We start from the raw sequence: 16,381 nt of genomic DNA, 5'->3' as shown, positions 1-16,381 counted from the left end.
ATCATACCGCAATTAGTCACCAAAAGATCGTCACGGGGCTGGTCATCTTTAACCGTATGATCCGTGGCGATCGCTGATTAACGGCGTAAGTCATCTTTGAGGCTGTCGATATCTTTTTGAAGTTGTGGATCCGTTTTAAGGGATTCCGTAATTTTATCGTAAGCGTGAATCACCGTGGTATGATCTTTACCACCAAATTCGTTGCCAATCCGTGGCAGTGAGGCTTCCGTTAATTCACGGGAGAGGTACATCGCGATTTGGCGCGGCATAACGATGGCTTTCTTGCGTTTCTTTCCTTTAAGATCCTTGAGCGACACGTCAAAATACTTAGCGACGCGGTCTTGAATCACGGGAATGGTCACGGCGTCACTAGCATTGGCGAGGTTCAGACTCTTGAGCGCCTCAGCAGCTAAATCCGTGGCAATTGGTTGGTGCATGAGTTGCGAATAAGCCTGAACGCGGGCTAAAGCCCCCTCTAATTCACGGACGTTAGAGTCGATTTGGCCCGCGATATAGCTTAATGTATCATCGGGGATGTCGATCTGATCGGCGTCGGCTTTGTTCCGTAAAATAGCAATTCGCGTTTCGAGGTCTGGCGGTGTGATATCAACGGATAATCCCCAAGCAAACCGAGAAACTAACCGGTCTTGCAGCTTGGGAATCTCGTTGGGTAAGCGATCTGAGGTGAGCACGATTTGTTTACCATCATCATAGAGCGCATTAAACGTATGGAAGAACTCCTCTTGGGTTCCTTCCTTATTAGCGAAGAACTGAATATCATCGACCAGCAGCAGATCAACGTTACGATACTCCTGTCTAAACTGCTCCTGCGTCCGAGTTTGAATCGCATTAATAAAGTCATTCGTGAAGGCTTCGCTAGTCACGTATTTAACTTTGGTGTCGGGGCGATCTTCTAACATTTTGTTGCCGATCGCGTGCATCAAGTGGGTCTTGCCCAGACCAACGCCACCATAGAAGAAGAGCGGATTGTACATCACGCCGGGTTCTTCAGAGACCACCAAGGCCGCAGCATGGGCCATTTGGTTGCCTTTTCCGATGACAAAGGTGTCAAATGTGTAGCGGGAATTCAACGCCGTTTCTTTCATAAACGTGGGTGTCGGTTCAACCGGTTCGCCAGCCGCAACGGGTGCGGTTTTGGCTTTTAAGGTGGCCTGTTGCTGACGTTCATTTTCGAGAATCAACACGGGTTGAATATCTTCGTGAGCGGCTTGGTATGCGTATTCTACCAATTGCTGGTCCAGGTGTTGATGGGTCCAGTAATCACGATGCAGGGGTGATGGGAGTTCCAACGTTAATTTGTTGCCATCTAAGGCAATCGGCTTGGCGGTTTCAATCCAAGTCGCGTAGGCTGTCTTCGAGTTGTTTTCCTCAAACAACGCCTTAATATCAGTCCACAAAGTTAACATGTCTGGCACTGATGTTTCCCCCTATTTTAGTTTACGTCCTAATTTCGTTTGGGCGCACGAGGCCCCTTAAACGAAAACGTAAATCTAGTGTAGCATGAAGAAAAAAAGTTTTCCACAGGTTATTCTGAGCTGTGCATAATTGTTTCACAACAAGTGGATTGAGTTATCCACAGGGAATGGAGAATCTGTGGATAGTTTCTTTCCAATTGAGTTATCCACAAGAGCATGTTGACTAAAAATGCTATTATATCAAGTGTTTCACAAGTTATACACAGAATTAGCAAGAACGTAATTTTTAAAATAAACAGCTTGTGGAACAGTGGATAACTCGGTTAGCAAGTTCGGAATAACCCGTTTCCAATTTTAGAGTTATCCACAAGCAAAGTGCATGAAACAAATTTAACCGGGGACAAGTTTTTTCTGGAAAACCAAAGTTCTTGTTTCAATCTAGCGATTTTTATGCTAATATGTTCAGGAAATGCATTTAGTATGTCTGAACTTGATTCAGATAGAACTTACAAAATATATTGAGGAGGTGGCAATGTAATGAAGCGCACTTACCAACCAAAGAAACGTCACCGTTCACGTGTACACGGCTTCCGCAAGCGGATGAGCACTAGCAATGGCCGTCAGGTATTAGCACGTCGACGTCAAAAAGGACGTAAAGTATTGTCTGCATAGGCCGCTGATGGTTCAGTGGTCTTTTTATTTTATCTGCGGGGGGACTGGAACCCCAATCCCGCGCGGACTGTTCACAAATCGTGAGAATTTTGGAGATGCACCATGCGAAAATCTTACCGCATTAAGAAAGAAGCGGAATTTCAGCAGGTCTTTGAAACCAGGAATTCAGTCGCTAACCGGCAATTCGTGGTGTACTCAATGGAAAAGCCACAGCAACCGCATTTCCGAGTGGGCATTTCCGTCGGTAAGAAGATTGGTAACGCCGTTCACCGTAACTGGGTGAAGCGTCGGATTCGCCAGAGCTTGCTTGAGTTAAAGCCGCATCTGAAACAAGATGTGGATTTTCTCGTCATTGCTCGGCCCCGCGCTGATGGTATTTCCATGACCGATGCGAAACGTAGCTTGGTTCATGTCTTGAAGCTGGCAAAACTGCTGGATTCCGATTATAGCGAGGAATAAACGTGAAAAAGTACAAACGTACCCTACTTATGCTGGGCATTGTGAGTTTAGTGTTCATCCTCTCCGCTTGTAGCAACAAACCAATCACCAATCAAAGTACCGGGATTTGGGACGGCTTGATCGTCTTGAACTTCTCGCGGGCGATTATCTGGTTGGCACACTTGTTCGGCGGGAGTTATGGTGTCGGTATCATTGCCTTCACCATTATTATCCGGGTGATCCTGATGCCACTGATGATCTTCCAAACGCGCAGTATGCGCAAAACTCAGGAAGTTCAGCCCCAATTAAAGGCTTTACAAAAGAAGTACTCGTCTAAAGACCGTGAAACGATGCAAAAGCTGCAGGCAGAACAGCAAAAGCTGTACTCCGAAGCCGGCATTAACCCGATGATGGGCTGTTTACCAGCCTTGGTGCAATTACCAATCATCTGGGCGCTGTATCAAGCCATCTGGCGGACAGCTGTCTTGCGGTCAGGGACCTTCTTGTGGTTACAATTAGGCCACAAGGACCCGTACTTCATTCTGCCAATCTTAGCCGCGCTGGCCACGTTCTTGAGTTCGTGGTTGACGACTAAATCGGCACCAGAGACCAACTCCATGAACACGATGATGATTGTCGGTATGCCCGTGGTGGTGTTCTTCACCGCGATGAACGTGGCGTCGTCATTGTCACTTTACTGGACTGTTTCCTACGTTTTCCAAGTTGGTCAAACCCTTCTTATTCAAAATCCGTGGAAGATTCAAGCGGAACGGGATGCGAAGGAAAAGGAAAAGGCACAGCATGACCGTACCGTTAAGAAAGCAATTCGGCGGGCCAAGCAAAGTAAACGCAAGTAACCTAAACATAAATGCATTTTAACGCGCTGGCGCAGGCTAGCGCGTTTTTCTTTGGCTAATTTTAGGCAGAACCGTGGTGTCTGCGCGGCGGAAACCAGTGGCTTGATCGGGGATTCATGGTATACTAAACACGCATTGTCCGTAGTGGACACCGGAACGATACGTGAAATGATACTGGAGGAATTGATGATGACAATCTTTACGGGGAAGACAATTGAAGCAGCAACCGCAGCTGGGCTAGCTACGCTAAATGCGCCACGCGAACAGGTGACGGTAACGGTGGTTGCAACGCCACGTAAGGGTTGGTTGGGAATTGGCCACCGTGACGCGCAGGTTGACGTGGTCTTAAAAGCGATGACGCCAGCGGCTAGTTCAACCCCAGTATCAGCGGCGAACCTGGCGTCGAGTGCAGCACCGGTCAAAGCGGCTGCGGAAGCAACTGCGCCTAGTGAACCAGCCGCAGCTGAGCCCAGCGTTAGTCCAGCCGAGCGCCGACAACAACGTCAGGCGGCCATAGAGGGTGTCCAGGACTATTTAGCCACCATCGTGGATCAGTTAGGGATTGATGCCACTCTCGACCTTGAGAGTAGCGCTCATCGCCAAATTCGGTTGGCCTTCACCACCGATAAGGAAGGCTTGTTGATTGGCAAGCACGGGCGCACCATTAATGCGCTACAGAGCTTAGCCCAGTTATATTTGAACCATCACGGCGCCGCCCACGTTGAGATTGAACTTGACGTGGCGGGGTATCGGGAACGGCGGGCCGCAACGTTAAGCCGGCTAGCAGATAATACGGCGCGCGAAGTCGTCGCCTCAGGTAAGCCGATTTATTTGGACCCGATGCCGTCATTTGAGCGGAAGCAAATTCATGCTGTACTCGCAAAAAATCAATACGTCACGACTTATTCAGCGGGCAAGGAACCGCACCGCGCAGTGGTCATTCAACCGGTTTAGGTTTCGTTTGACAAATGGGGCGAATGCCCTTATAGTTGAGACAATCATTCTTATCATGTTTCCGATAAAGTAGTGAAAGTACTTTATCCGCGCCCTTGTTAGGTGGCGTGGAGTAGGTGCTTTTTTTTATGGCATTAAATGGTACGCCCGGTATGTTTGACTGGGTCAATGACCTGATAAGAACCGACAGAAGAAAAAAGGAGGATGGCTCATGGCAGTCACCACAACAGAATTTGATACGATTGCAGCAATTTCAACGCCGCCTGGTGAGGGGGGTATTTCCATCATTCGTTTGAGCGGTGAAGAGGTCTTTCAAGTTGCCGCTAAGCTCTTTAAGGGGGCAGATTTAACCCAAGTTGGCAGCCATACGATTCATTATGGGCACATCTTGGACCCGGAAACGGGTGATGAAGTCGATGAGGTGATGGTGACCGTCATGCGGGCACCCAAGACCTACACCAAAGAAGATATTATTGAGATTAACTGTCACGGTGGGATCGTGGCAACGAATCGCATCTTACAACTGTGTTTGAGTTACGGCGCGCGGTTAGCTGAACCCGGAGAATACACTAAGCGGGCCTTTCTCAATGGCCGAATTGATCTAACCCAAGCGGAATCGGTTATGGATTTAATTCGGGCTAAAACCGACAAGTCAATGAAGGTGGCTTTAGACCAATTAGATGGTGATTTGTCTAAACTGATTCGAAACTTACGGCAAGATATCCTCGATGCGTTGGCCCAAGTGGAAGTTAATATCGACTATCCCGAGTACGATGACGTTGAAACCATGACCACTAAAATGCTGCTGGAGAAGGCTCACGAGGTCAAGCAGCAGATTAAAACGTTGTTAGCCACAGCCAAGCAAGGCAAGGTGTTGCGTGAGGGACTGGCAACGGCAATTGTTGGACGGCCCAACGTGGGGAAGAGTAGTTTATTGAATCACCTCTTGCACGAAGATAAGGCGATTGTAACGGATGTGGCTGGGACCACGCGAGACGTGATTGAAGAATACGTCAACGTCAAGGGCGTTCCTTTGAAGCTCATCGACACCGCCGGTATTCGCGATACGACAGATAAGGTTGAAAAAATTGGGGTTGAGCGCTCGCGTAAGGCCATTAACACGGCTGATTTGGTGATGTTAGTGCTTAATGCTAGCGAACCCCTGACAGCGGAAGATGAAGCCTTATTGACAGCCACTAAGGATACGCAGCGAATCTTAATTCTGAATAAGACGGACTTATCGCTACAGTTGGATCTCGCAGCGGTGCGGCAAGTAGCCGGCGATAGTCCCATCATTGAGACGTCCATTTTACAAAGTACCGGGATGGACCAATTGGAAGAAACCATCGCTCACTTGTTCTTTGATGAGGGCATTGAGTCCAGTCAAAACACGGTGATGGTCACCAATGCCCGGCATATTGGGCTCTTGCATCAAGCGAGCGCAGCGTTAGACGATGTGCAAAATGGGATTGCGGCCGGGATGCCGGTCGATTTGGTTCAAATTGATATGACGCGGGCTTGGGACTTACTGGGTGAGATTACCGGGGATAGTTACCAAGACGAGTTACTCGATCAGTTATTTAGCCAGTTTTGTTTGGGTAAATAGGCTTAGCAGGTGTTAAACCGAAAAATTTAAAAGCGTTTAGCCGTATGATGCGGTTAGGCATGGAGGGAAATGAACCATGACGGAAGTAAAGGAATACGCTGGGCAAGACTACGACGTCATTGTCGTGGGTGCCGGTCACGCGGGTAGTGAAGCGGCTTTGGCGGCTGCGCGGATGGGAAATCGGACATTACTGATGACGATTAACCTTGATATGGTCGCATTTATGCCATGTAACCCGTCAGTTGGGGGACCAGCTAAGGGGATTGTGGTGCGCGAAATCGATGCTTTAGGTGGCGAAATGGGCCGCAACATTGATAAGACCTACGTGCAGATGCGGATGTTAAACACCGGTAAGGGTCCAGCGGTGCGGGCATTGCGGGCCCAAGCAGATAAGCACGCTTACCATGCTGAAATGAAACACACCATTGAACGCGAACCCAACTTAACGTTGCGTCAGGGAATCGTGGACGACCTAATTGTCGAAGACGGGGAATGCCAAGGCGTGATTACCAATACGGGAGCGCGTTACCGTGCCAAAGCCGTGGTCATTGCGGCCGGTACGGCGGCTCGAGGGAAGATTATTATCGGTGAACTGATGTACTCTTCTGGTCCGAATAATTCACAACCAGCAACCAAGTTAACGGCCAACTTACCCAAGTACGGTTTTGATTTGGAGCGGTTCAAGACTGGGACTCCACCACGAGTAGACGGCAATACGATTCACTACGATGAGACTGAGGAACAACCGGGGGATGTAGAACCGAACCACTTTAGCTTTACGACACCGGACAGCGCCTATTTGGACTTGAAAAACCAGTTGTCTTGCTGGCTAACGTATACCAACGAAAAGACGCATGAGATTATCAAAGCCAACCTTGATCGGGCACCGATGTTTACCGGGGTCATCGAAGGAGTAGGGCCACGGTATTGCCCATCGATTGAAGATAAGATTGTGCGATTTGCGGACAAGCCGCGGCACCAACTGTTCTTGGAGCCAGAAGGCCGTAAGACTGATGAATGGTACGTTCAGGGTCTGTCGACATCCATGCCAGAAGAAGTTCAGCAGAAGATTTTACATTCCATTAAGGGTCTAGAAGACGCGCAAATGATGCGGCCGGGATATGCCATTGAATACGATGTCGTTTCGCCTTACCAATTACGACCAACGCTTGAAACCAAGCCATTGAAGAACCTCTTCACGGCTGGTCAAACGAACGGGACGTCGGGTTACGAAGAAGCCGCTGGTCAAGGCCTGTTAGCGGGTATCAATGCCGGCTTGCGGGCTTTGGGTAAGCCTGGATTCACCTTAAAACGATCCGACGCGTATATCGGGGTCATGGTCGATGATTTGGTTACGAAGGGCACCAAGGAACCCTATCGGTTGTTAACGAGTCGTGCTGAGTATCGCTTGATTTTGCGGCACGATAACGCTGATCTCCGGCTAACGGCCAAAGGGCATGAGTTGGGGTTAATTAGTGATGAACGCTATGCGGATTTCTTGGCGAAGAAGGCCACTTTGCAGGCGGAACTGGATCGATTGAATCAGATTCGCATCAAGCCTAACGACGAGATCAATGCATTTGTCGAAAGTCACGGCGATAAGCCCCTGCAAGATGGTGTCTTAGCGGCGGCCTTCCTGCGCCGGCCATACGTGGACTACCAGACGTTATTACAGTTTATTGATGCGCCAGAGCAGCCGTTAGACCGCCATATCATCGAGGAAATTGAGATTTCCTTGAAGTATGCGGGCTACATTAAGAAGGCCGAAGAAAACGTTGCTAAGTTAAAGCGGATGGAAGCCAAGGCCATCCCCGCCCAAATTGACTACGACGCCATCGATGGCTTAGCGACTGAGGCCCACCAGAAGTTGAAGAAAATCCAACCAGAAACGCTGGCTCAGGCTAGTCGGATCAGTGGGGTTAACCCAGCTGATATTGCGATCTTGAGTGTGTATATTGAACAAGGCAAGATTGCCAAGGTTCAGTAAGGCAAAAAGCTTGCAGGCTAGAGAAGCAGTTAGTCAGTGACTGGCTACCTCCAGCCAGATAGTTAGAGACATAAAAGGGTCCGGAACTTTTGTTCCGGACCCTTTTATTAATCATTAAATTTAATGATTAATAATTGAATCAAGGATGATTACACACAATCTTTACAGGTTCTTTGCGAAAATACAATAAAGGAACGGTAAAGTAAGTTTAGATACGAATCGAGGGGTATGAGGTAGTCGTGAACGGGGCATGACTGCTGATAACTGCCGCTTGAATAACTTGATGACCAAGGCTTTTTGCGCTTAGCAACCAAATCCGGTAAACTAATAAACGGGGAATCATTAATTTAGGGGGCAACCGACCACCTGGTGGTCGGTTGAGTTAAGGGGCGTATTAAGATGCAAACTAGTCTGCTGATTTTAGGATTGGCGTTAACCATGGGGAGTCATTGGCAACATCAACGAATGTGGCATCAGTTACATCAAGGTCGGGAAGCTACCGGCCAACGAGTCCGTAATCGGCTCATTTATCAAGGCCTGATTTACTTAGGGGTGGTCTATGTGGCCATTGGGGTGTGGCAGCCAACTTGGCTAAATGCACGTGTCGTGGGGCTACTCTTAATCGTTGATGGCGTAGCCTTGGCGATTAGTTGTTATCAACGCCATCGACAGACTCAGCCGATGAGCCACCATCTGTTGTGGCGCAAGCAAGGATGGTATCTGGCGGGTAGCCAGCTCTTATTAGGGGCCGTTTTATTAGGAGCATTACTCACTTATACCACTCATTAACCAATCAAAAACCCGTTAAGGCTGTTTAGCAGCGTTAGCGGGCTTTTTAATTCTAGAGGAGGTTTCACATGAAACATTATTCGCCGATTGCAGCACAACAGGATTTTCAACAAGTATTAACGGTCGTCCATCAGCTCCAAGAGACCATTATGATTACACCAACGGACAGTGAGGATGAACACGCGGCGGTTATTATGCCTAAACGTGAGTGGGAAGCGCTGCGCGAGTTGGCATTTTTACAGCGACCGTCGCTGCCCAAACCCGCAATTACAGCATTTGACGTTGATAAAATGGAATGGGGTTAAGCCAGCAATAATTGCGTTATTTGGGCGTATGAAGCGGCCTCGTAAGTAGGATGTAAAGTGGTTGAATTGTTAGCGTGAGTGGGATTGAACCAAACACTGTCTAGTCCCGCATTCTGGGCGCCCAATATGTCAGACTGTAGGCGATCGCCAATCATCAAGGTGTTCGTGGCCGTCATGTCTGGATAATACTGGCGAATGGGGGTAAAGAAACGTGCATCGGGTTTGTCAAAGCCGATATCTTCAGAGATGAAGATACGATCAAAGTAAGCTGTCAACTGGGCGCCGGCCAGTCGGTTGAGTTGAATGGATTTGGTGCCGTTGGTGCCCGCCACAACGGTTAAGCCTTGGCGGTTGAGATCAGCGAGAAAGTCAGTGGCGCCAGCTAGGGTGTAGAAATTCTGATCCAGCATTTGGCTATATTGTTGTTCCAAACGCTGACCGTCGACGTGATAGCCCAATGCCGCGAAGGTCCGAGTGAACCGGGTAGCTAGCAGGGGTTCACGGGCAGCCCCGTGTTCAATCTGTGTCCACACGTCGTGATTAATTTGGAGATAGGTCTGTAAGCCGGCGGTTAAATCGGAGACGCCATTTTCTTGCAATATTCGTTGAATTCCAACGGTTTCACCACGTTTGAAATCGAGGAGGGTGTCGTCGAGGTCGAGAATTGCGTATTTTTTCATAAGAGCTCCTTTTCAGTGGTTTTAACTGAGTGTAGCATAAAACGCGTCAAAAAAAGACCCGGCCGCATTAACGACCGGGTCCTTTTTCGAACTAATGACTACCAACGACGATGACCTTGCCGATTGAGAGAACCACAAAGACAACCTGAAGGATCAGATCAATTCGGTTGAGCGGTTGAGTATCAGCAGTGTCTTCAAAGACGTTGAAGTGAATCATCGCTGTAATTAACGAACTAAAGCATAAGAAAGCTGTCAGAATAGGATTACGAGCTAATAACATTGCCATAAGTAGGCCAATAGTCAATAAAGTCACGCCGATTTTGATGGGTGTGACGGGATAGCGAGCAGGTATCACCGAAACCACCTCATTTCATTTAGTACCTTCATTTTAATGGGGTGGCAATCCTTTGTGGGGTACGGTGACTTGGTTAGAAATGCTGGTTACCGAACGTTCCGGCTAGCTAAGCGGCTGACGAGCCAACCACAAGCAGTCCCGATTAACGCCGGTACGACCCAACCGAAGCCTTGAGCCGCTAGTGGCAAGTAGTTGTTGATACTTAAGATTGCCTGACACCAAGTAGCGCGTTGTAGATTGTCGGGTAAGGCAGCTAACGCCGAAAAGATCGCCGGAATCAGAGTAAATAACATGGCTAGGCCAAACACCCAGTGACTATCACCAAGAATCGGCGTCAAGACGGCTAACACAATCAGCACGATTGCTAGCGGATAAATGAACATTAATACCGGTGTTGAGTAAGCGATTAGCTTGGTTAGCCCAACGTTGGCAAAAAGGCAGGGCAGCAGGCTGGCACCGGCGATGAGTCCCGCATACGACAATCGGGGAAACATCTCATGTAGCGAATCACCAAAGGCTGAGATTAGCCCGATGGCGGTCTTTAAGCAAGCAATGATGACGAGCAATGCCAGTAGAAGATTGCCGAGTGTGCCAAAATAGTAGCTGGCGACTTGGGCTAGGGTGATTCCCCCATTGGCGGCCGCGGTGAAGTGGCCTAAACTCATGGTGCCCATCAATGCTAATAGCGCGTAAATGATTCCCATGAGGCTCACACTGATCGTCCCCGCTTTAATAATATCTTTGACGATCTGACCCGGTTCAGTGACGCCTAGTGCGCGCATACTATCAATGACGACGATCCCAAAAGCCAATGACGCCAAGGCGTCTAACGTGTTATAACCTTCTTTGAAACCCGTTAGAATCGGATGCAGCGCGTAGGTGCCCTGGGCCGCGGTGTTGAGGCTTCCCATGGGTTTGATAAAGCTGGCGAGTAAGAGAATACCCAGTAGAATTAAGAACAGTGGGGTCAGCCATTTACCAATATAGGTCATCAGCTTTCCCGGATTACGCGCCAGCCACCACGCTGCCGCGAAGAATAGGATGGAAAAGCCAGCTAATGCCAGTCCCTGATGGGGTTGGGGCACGAATGGCGCAATTCCAATTTGAAAGGACGTGGTCGCTAACCGCGGTAAAACAAAGAATGGCCCCACGGTTAAGTATAAAAGAATCGTGAACAGGTAGGCGAAGGGGCGATTAACCTTGTTGGCGAGATCAAAGACGCCTTCACTGCGGGTCAATCCGATGGCGGTAACCCCTAGAAGTGGTAAGCCAATCCCCGTTAATAACAGGCCAAAGATGGCCAGACCGACGTGGTGGCCGGCTTGTTGGCCCAGAAAGACGGGAAAAATCAAATTGCCGGCACCAAAGAATAAGCCAAACAACATCATGCTGATGAATAACATTTCCCGCCAAGTTAAGTTTCTTTTCAAGAGCATCGCAACTTTCTATTTAAAATTTCACGAGATTAGCATACCAAAAAACGCCGGCCGATGATACGGTCGACGTCAGAAAATCACGTTATTTATCCGCAACGGTGAACCGGGTTTGATGATGCTTAGGGTTTTCCAATTCATCTAAAATCGCGACGGCCATCGTTCCAGCGGAAGTGCCAGATTGTTGTTGATCATTGAATAGTAGCGTGTCCGTGCCCAATAAGGCGGGTTGCGCTTCGCCGGGATGAAAATCGGCCGCTGGCGAGACACCAAACCAGTTAACGTTATCGACATCTCGCAGGAAGGTTAATTCTTTCAATTGATTCTGGGGAACACTAATGAAGCTAGCGGCATGGGGATCTTGTTCCAAGTCATGTACGAAGAGGTGGGCGTCATCCCCAGTGGTCAGACTACCAGCACCTAAGATAAAGGCCACCCGCGGCGTAGTTGTTTCACGAAGCTGGCTAATGAGATGAGTGGCGAGATCAACGTGAAGATAGGCGTGATCTGGTGCTGTGGCAAAAGCGTCCACGACGGCATCGACAGCTGACAGATCAGTTGTTGTCAGGTTAAAGGCGTCCCGTACGATAGATGTTAGATTAGGATTACTAGGTAAAGTGGCTAGCTTTTCGGCAGAACGGGCCACGGCGACCACTTGGTGACCCCGGTTAAGAGCAGTTGTCACGAGGGCTTGACCAGCCATTCCGGTGGCCCCGATAATCATTATTTTCATGAGTTCCAATTCCTCCTTTATCATTGAGATCAGTATAAAGGTCATGGCGCAGATCACCAAGAATTTTGGCCTATTGGCAAGCTGTGGTAGAGTAAGAGAAAAACCAAAGGGGGCCCAACCATGCGCGATGTGGTACAGGGAAATTTGATTCACTTAACTGAAATGCGTGACGGGGATGCAGAATGGTTACAGGACACACAATGGGAGACGGGCCTACTGCGAAATCTGTCGGCTGATGCGCTACATCCATTTACAGCCGCGGAGTACAGTGAGTTGGCGGCCGATCCCGATAATGATGAACGGTTCTTCTTTATGATTCGGGCCAATACCGATGATGGCTTATTGGGCTGGGTGATGTTGGATGACGTTTACTTAAAGAATCGGCGGGCCACGCTCAGTATCGCAGTGCCCGTTGCGAGTGATCGCGGCCAAGGATATGGCGTGGATGCCTTGAATACGATCTTGTCGTTTGCTTTTAACGAGTTAGGCCTGCATAAAGTGACCCTTGAGGTTAACGCCAATAACACGGCTGCAATCCGAGCGTATGAAGCTGCCGGCTTCCAACGTGAAGGAATCAATCGCGAAGCCGTATTTCAAGATGGGCAGTGGCTAGATTTGTATGCCTATGGGATTTTGGCGGCCGAATGGTGGTAGGATACGTTGAGATGTTTCATGTGAAACATTTGAAAATGCGAGCGCCAAAGAGACGCGGCAATATCGGATAGTCGAAAATATAAAACGAGTCTGGGCATTTTACCCCCAGACTCGCTTTTTGGCGTTATTCGGGCCAAGGAGAAGCAACCGTCACGTTAGCATTGAGTTCGGCTTGTTCTTGTCGCCGTTGCCGCCGTTGAGCGGTTCGCGTGGCATAACCGGAACAGATATAGCGCTGCTCGGCGGTCACAGGCTTCATCGCTGGTAATTTGGTCGTGACGCTGTCATCTTCAATGACATAGGTAATGAAACAGGTGAAGCCAACAAATCGCTTACCTGTCGTCAGATTTTCACCAATGATTTTGGCAAATACTTCCAAGGACCGCGTCCCCGTGCCGCTAACGTAAGCTTCTAGACTCATGGAGTCGTCTAAGCGAAAGGGTTTTAGGAAGCTGACATGGTCAAAGGAAGCCGTGACCACGGTCTTGTGAGTTAAGCGCACTGCCGCAACGGACGCACTATCATCGACTAGGGATAGGATTTTACCGCCAAAAACAGATTGATGTTCATTTAAATCCGGTTGAAAGACCCGGTGGCTAGTGACGATTAGGGTGGCATTGCAAGAGACCGGCGTTATTGAATCTGACAAAACAATCACCTCGTAAGTTAGTTGATGTCTCTCATTCTACCAGAGAATTTCACAAGCGACGATTAAAGGCCCCTAGATTACAGCTTTATTAATTTTTGCCAATAGTTGTGATAAAAAAATGAGAGCCGCGACGGCCTTTGCTATACTATGGGTAAATTGAGCAAGGAGGGGTGTCACATGATTTATCATGGCGAGCCGTTAGATTTAATGCCAACGTTAGATTTAGCGCAGACATACCCATTATTAGAATGTACGTTGAGCCTGACACACCCCATCGATGCAGACCGGTTGCGGGCCGCCGTTCAAACGACACAGACGGTCGTTCCCCAAGTGTTGGGGCGATATAATTTACGTTGGAATCGGTTTGAAGTGGAGTCAGGAACGCTCAATCAGGTGATTGAAGAATATACGGCTAGTCATGATCCGGGCCGAGTTCAATTGGATGTCTTGGCCGGACCCCAACTGAAGATTCAGATCATTCATCATGCCGGCTATGATGCCTTGCGATTAGCAATGAGTCAATTACTGACGGACGGTGAGGGATTTAAACACTACTTGTATTTGCTAGCGGCGGCCTATAGTGGCGAAGACCTGACCACTTTTACCAATGAGCGCAGTGTTCGGCAGATTTTGGCCCATTTACGACAGGTCGGGCACGCAGCGGCGCCGGTACTGCGTAATTCGGCAGAAGCCTTTCCGCGCTTACGGGGGGATGCTCATCATCACCGGGGGGAAGCGACGATTCCGCGAGTTGACAGTCGGCGCTTGCAGCGAAAGGCACAGGCTCAACACGTGACGATGAACGCGGTGTTGTTATCGGCCTATGCGTTGGCACTGTGTGCGTTGACCGGAGAACACCAGCTCGTGATTCCGTATCAAGTTGACTTGCGTCTACATGGGCCAGTCGTGGCGACTAATGTGGTTCAAGTGGCTAATTTGACCGGCGAGATGTTGATTCCCTTGACGGTGCAGGAGGGCGAGCAGCTAGCCGATATTGTCTCCCGAACGCAGACGACGATTAGTCATTTGCGAGAAGAGTTGGCATACTTGCCCCCGTTGGTACAGTTGAGCCGCATGAGTCGGGCGTTGCCACCGGAGCTGGTTCGCCGGTTAGCGGGCAAGCATCGGGCGCATGCCGCCATCTCATTTGCTAACTTTGGTCATATTGACCATACGCGCTTGAACTTCGGTAGCTTAGCCGTAACGCAGATCTACTTTGCGGGCGCTTACCGGACGATGCCCCACTTTCAAATGACCGTTAGCGTCTATCACGATGCATGGACGCTGGCTTTTCGAATGTTGGGATCAGAACCCGATTACCAATTGGGGATTAAAATTTTAAAAAATGTGGTCGCACAATTGACGCAGTGGAGTCGAGAAGCGTAACCATTAATGACGACACGACACCAATAAAATACGCTACGCGAGAATCTTGCCGATTCTCGCGTAGCGTATTTGTCAGGTTTCTACTGGGCTTTTTGCCCCTGGGCCTTCACTAATCCATAGGCACCAACGTTGCAGACGAAGAGCATGATGGCCATCGCGGCGTATGATTTGCCCGATAAGCCGACCAGCGGGGAGGCTAAGCCGCCACAAGCATTCTGCGATAAGCCAATGACCGCGGAGGCGCCGCCGGCATTGCTGGTGGCTTGATCCATGATGATGGTGACGGTCAGTGTCAACAGTGCGCCAATCAAAATCACCAGTAACAAGATTAAGCCGCTGACCACCCACACGTTGGCGGGGAATAATAGCGAGATAATCAAAAGCGCACTGACACCGGCGGCAATTGCGAGCATGCTGGTGACTTGCTGGCGATTGCTGAAGCGACTGGCAAGGCGTCCGGGTAAGTTACTCCCAACGACGATGCCCAGCCCGTTAAAGGCGTACAACAGGCTAAAGGTTTGCGGGGCCATGCCAAAGCCGGTTTGAAAGACGAAGGTTGAAGCGGAAATGTAGCTGAATAGGCCGCCGTATACCAAACCAGTCGCCAGGATTAACGGCCAAAAGCTGGGTTGTACGACCAATTTACCCATCGCCAACAGAGATGTATGAAAGCCGCCAGTTTGGCGTTTTTCTGGGGGTAAAGACTCATGGAGGCCAAACGTTACGGCGAGGGCAATCAGTAAACCGATTAGTGCCAACAAGATGAAGATGGCTTCCCAATCAACGTATTGGATCATAAACCCACCGATGATGGGCGCGATAATGGGGAAAACCCCGTTAACCGTATTCAATAGTGCGTAAAAGCGGGTTAATTTTTTTCCCGAGAAGAGGTCGCGGGCGACCGCGCGGGCCAACACCTGCCCGGTAGCACCGGCGAGTCCTTGAATAAATCGCAGGGCAATTAGCAAGGTGACCGAATGAATGAAGGCCATCGCTAACGAGACCAAACCGAAAATCACAAAGCCAATGATTAGCGGTTTGCGCCGACCATATTGGTCGGATAAGGGGCCAGCAATGAGTTGCCCCAACGCAAGTCCAATGAGACAAGCGGTGATGCTTAATTGCATCAAAGAAGCGGTGGTGGCGAATTGGGCCTTCATTTGTGGGAGAGCCGGTAAGTAGAGGTCAATGGCCAGCGGACCAGTGGCACTGACGGTTCCCAGAAGTAGCGTCAGCCAGATGCGCCGGCGCCGAGTTAAAACAGGATTCAAAGCAGTCAGCCCTTTCAATATAGATAAAATAATAATGGCTAAAATACCGTTAGACCGCCATTTCACGCAACGAAATGACGGCCTAGCATAAACGTATTCTTCCATTATTGCCGGATTTAAATGAATTTGCAAGCGGCAGTGGTGTTTCAAAGCAAATTTGGATGACAATAAAATTA

The 16,381-nt window shown here is 49.2% G+C and carries 17 protein-coding genes; 10 read left to right on the top strand and 7 right to left on the bottom strand.

Annotation, left to right across the window (positions count from 1 at the left end; genetic code table 11):
- Nucleotides 1-77 precede the first annotated feature (77 nt).
- The gene (dnaA, locus tag ACP4IT_RS06455; protein WP_011666816.1) at nucleotides 78-1,436 is read right to left on the bottom strand and encodes a chromosomal replication initiator protein DnaA; all 1,359 of its coding nucleotides are present in this window, start codon (nucleotides 1,434-1,436) and stop codon (nucleotides 78-80) included.
- 537 nt (nucleotides 1,437-1,973) lie between these two features.
- Between dnaA and rpmH the strand changes: the two genes are divergently transcribed.
- The 8 genes from rpmH to ACP4IT_RS06415 all read left to right on the top strand — a co-directional run bounded on the left by rpmH (nucleotide 1,974) and on the right by ACP4IT_RS06415 (nucleotide 9,044).
- Nucleotides 1,974-2,108 carry a 50S ribosomal protein L34 gene (rpmH, locus tag ACP4IT_RS06450; RefSeq protein ID WP_011668979.1) on the top strand — a complete coding sequence of 45 codons (135 nt, stop codon included), beginning with the start codon at nucleotides 1,974-1,976 and terminating at the stop codon, nucleotides 2,106-2,108.
- A 102-nt stretch (nucleotides 2,109-2,210) separates the two neighbouring features.
- Nucleotides 2,211-2,567 carry a ribonuclease P protein component gene (gene rnpA / locus ACP4IT_RS06445; RefSeq protein ID WP_011668978.1) on the top strand — a complete coding sequence of 119 codons (357 nt, stop codon included), beginning with the start codon at nucleotides 2,211-2,213 and terminating at the stop codon, nucleotides 2,565-2,567.
- Between the two features lie 2 nt (nucleotides 2,568-2,569).
- Nucleotides 2,570-3,403: a membrane protein insertase YidC gene (gene yidC / locus ACP4IT_RS06440; protein WP_011668977.1), complete on the top strand. Its 834-nt coding sequence runs from the start codon at nucleotides 2,570-2,572 to the stop codon at nucleotides 3,401-3,403.
- 189 nt (nucleotides 3,404-3,592) lie between these two features.
- Nucleotides 3,593-4,357 carry an RNA-binding cell elongation regulator Jag/EloR gene (jag, locus tag ACP4IT_RS06435; protein ID WP_011668976.1) on the top strand — a complete coding sequence of 255 codons (765 nt, stop codon included), beginning with the start codon at nucleotides 3,593-3,595 and terminating at the stop codon, nucleotides 4,355-4,357.
- Between the two features lie 211 nt (nucleotides 4,358-4,568).
- On the top strand, nucleotides 4,569-5,963 hold the full coding sequence (gene mnmE, locus ACP4IT_RS06430; protein ID WP_015474605.1) for a tRNA uridine-5-carboxymethylaminomethyl(34) synthesis GTPase MnmE: 1,395 nt from the start codon (nucleotides 4,569-4,571) through the stop codon (nucleotides 5,961-5,963).
- Nucleotides 5,964-6,039: 76 nt separating this feature from the next.
- Nucleotides 6,040-7,950, top strand: coding sequence for a tRNA uridine-5-carboxymethylaminomethyl(34) synthesis enzyme MnmG (mnmG, locus tag ACP4IT_RS06425; protein ID WP_011668974.1), 1,911 nt, complete (start codon nucleotides 6,040-6,042; stop codon nucleotides 7,948-7,950).
- A gap of 399 nt (nucleotides 7,951-8,349) precedes the next feature.
- The gene (locus ACP4IT_RS06420) at nucleotides 8,350-8,739 is read left to right on the top strand and encodes a hypothetical protein (RefSeq protein WP_011668973.1); all 390 of its coding nucleotides are present in this window, start codon (nucleotides 8,350-8,352) and stop codon (nucleotides 8,737-8,739) included.
- A gap of 68 nt (nucleotides 8,740-8,807) precedes the next feature.
- Complete coding sequence (locus ACP4IT_RS06415) at nucleotides 8,808-9,044, top strand: type II toxin-antitoxin system Phd/YefM family antitoxin (protein ID WP_011668972.1); 237 nt, start codon at nucleotides 8,808-8,810, stop codon at nucleotides 9,042-9,044.
- Here ACP4IT_RS06415 and ACP4IT_RS06410 read toward each other — a convergent pair.
- From ACP4IT_RS06410 to ACP4IT_RS06395, 4 genes are all read right to left on the bottom strand, one after another.
- Complete coding sequence (locus tag ACP4IT_RS06410) at nucleotides 9,041-9,724, bottom strand: YjjG family noncanonical pyrimidine nucleotidase (RefSeq protein ID WP_011668971.1); 684 nt, start codon at nucleotides 9,722-9,724, stop codon at nucleotides 9,041-9,043. The genes ACP4IT_RS06415 and ACP4IT_RS06410 overlap by 4 nt on opposite strands.
- A gap of 91 nt (nucleotides 9,725-9,815) precedes the next feature.
- Entirely contained in the window at nucleotides 9,816-10,079 is a 264-nt protein-coding gene (locus ACP4IT_RS06405; RefSeq protein WP_011668970.1) for a hypothetical protein, read from the bottom strand.
- An 86-nt stretch (nucleotides 10,080-10,165) separates the two neighbouring features.
- Complete coding sequence (brnQ, locus tag ACP4IT_RS06400) at nucleotides 10,166-11,515, bottom strand: branched-chain amino acid transport system II carrier protein (protein WP_011668969.1); 1,350 nt, start codon at nucleotides 11,513-11,515, stop codon at nucleotides 10,166-10,168.
- A gap of 82 nt (nucleotides 11,516-11,597) precedes the next feature.
- Entirely contained in the window at nucleotides 11,598-12,245 is a 648-nt protein-coding gene (locus ACP4IT_RS06395) for an NAD(P)-dependent oxidoreductase (protein WP_011668968.1), read from the bottom strand.
- A 120-nt stretch (nucleotides 12,246-12,365) separates the two neighbouring features.
- Here ACP4IT_RS06395 and ACP4IT_RS06390 point away from each other — a divergent pair, with 120 nt between their 5' ends.
- On the top strand, nucleotides 12,366-12,899 hold the full coding sequence (locus tag ACP4IT_RS06390) for a GNAT family N-acetyltransferase (protein WP_011668967.1): 534 nt from the start codon (nucleotides 12,366-12,368) through the stop codon (nucleotides 12,897-12,899).
- A 124-nt stretch (nucleotides 12,900-13,023) separates the two neighbouring features.
- Here the strand turns inward: ACP4IT_RS06390 and ACP4IT_RS06385 are convergent, their stop codons facing one another.
- Entirely contained in the window at nucleotides 13,024-13,548 is a 525-nt protein-coding gene (locus ACP4IT_RS06385) for an acyl-CoA thioesterase (RefSeq protein WP_011668966.1), read from the bottom strand.
- A gap of 177 nt (nucleotides 13,549-13,725) precedes the next feature.
- On the opposite strand from ACP4IT_RS06385, the gene ACP4IT_RS06380 reads away from it, so the two are divergent.
- Nucleotides 13,726-14,934: an NRPS condensation (elongation) domain-containing protein gene (locus tag ACP4IT_RS06380; protein WP_024855301.1), complete on the top strand. Its 1,209-nt coding sequence runs from the start codon at nucleotides 13,726-13,728 to the stop codon at nucleotides 14,932-14,934.
- An 80-nt stretch (nucleotides 14,935-15,014) separates the two neighbouring features.
- Here ACP4IT_RS06380 and ACP4IT_RS06375 read toward each other — a convergent pair whose 3' ends face one another.
- A complete protein-coding gene (locus tag ACP4IT_RS06375; RefSeq protein ID WP_011668964.1) occupies nucleotides 15,015-16,271 on the bottom strand; it encodes a multidrug effflux MFS transporter in 1,257 nt (418 codons plus the stop codon).
- Nucleotides 16,272-16,381 lie beyond the last annotated feature (110 nt).

Source organism: Levilactobacillus sp. LN180102 (genome assembly GCF_050106635.1).
Taxonomy (GTDB): Bacteria; Bacillota; Bacilli; order Lactobacillales; family Lactobacillaceae; genus Levilactobacillus; species Levilactobacillus brevis.
This window is presented reverse-complemented; position numbering and strand designations above follow the sequence as displayed.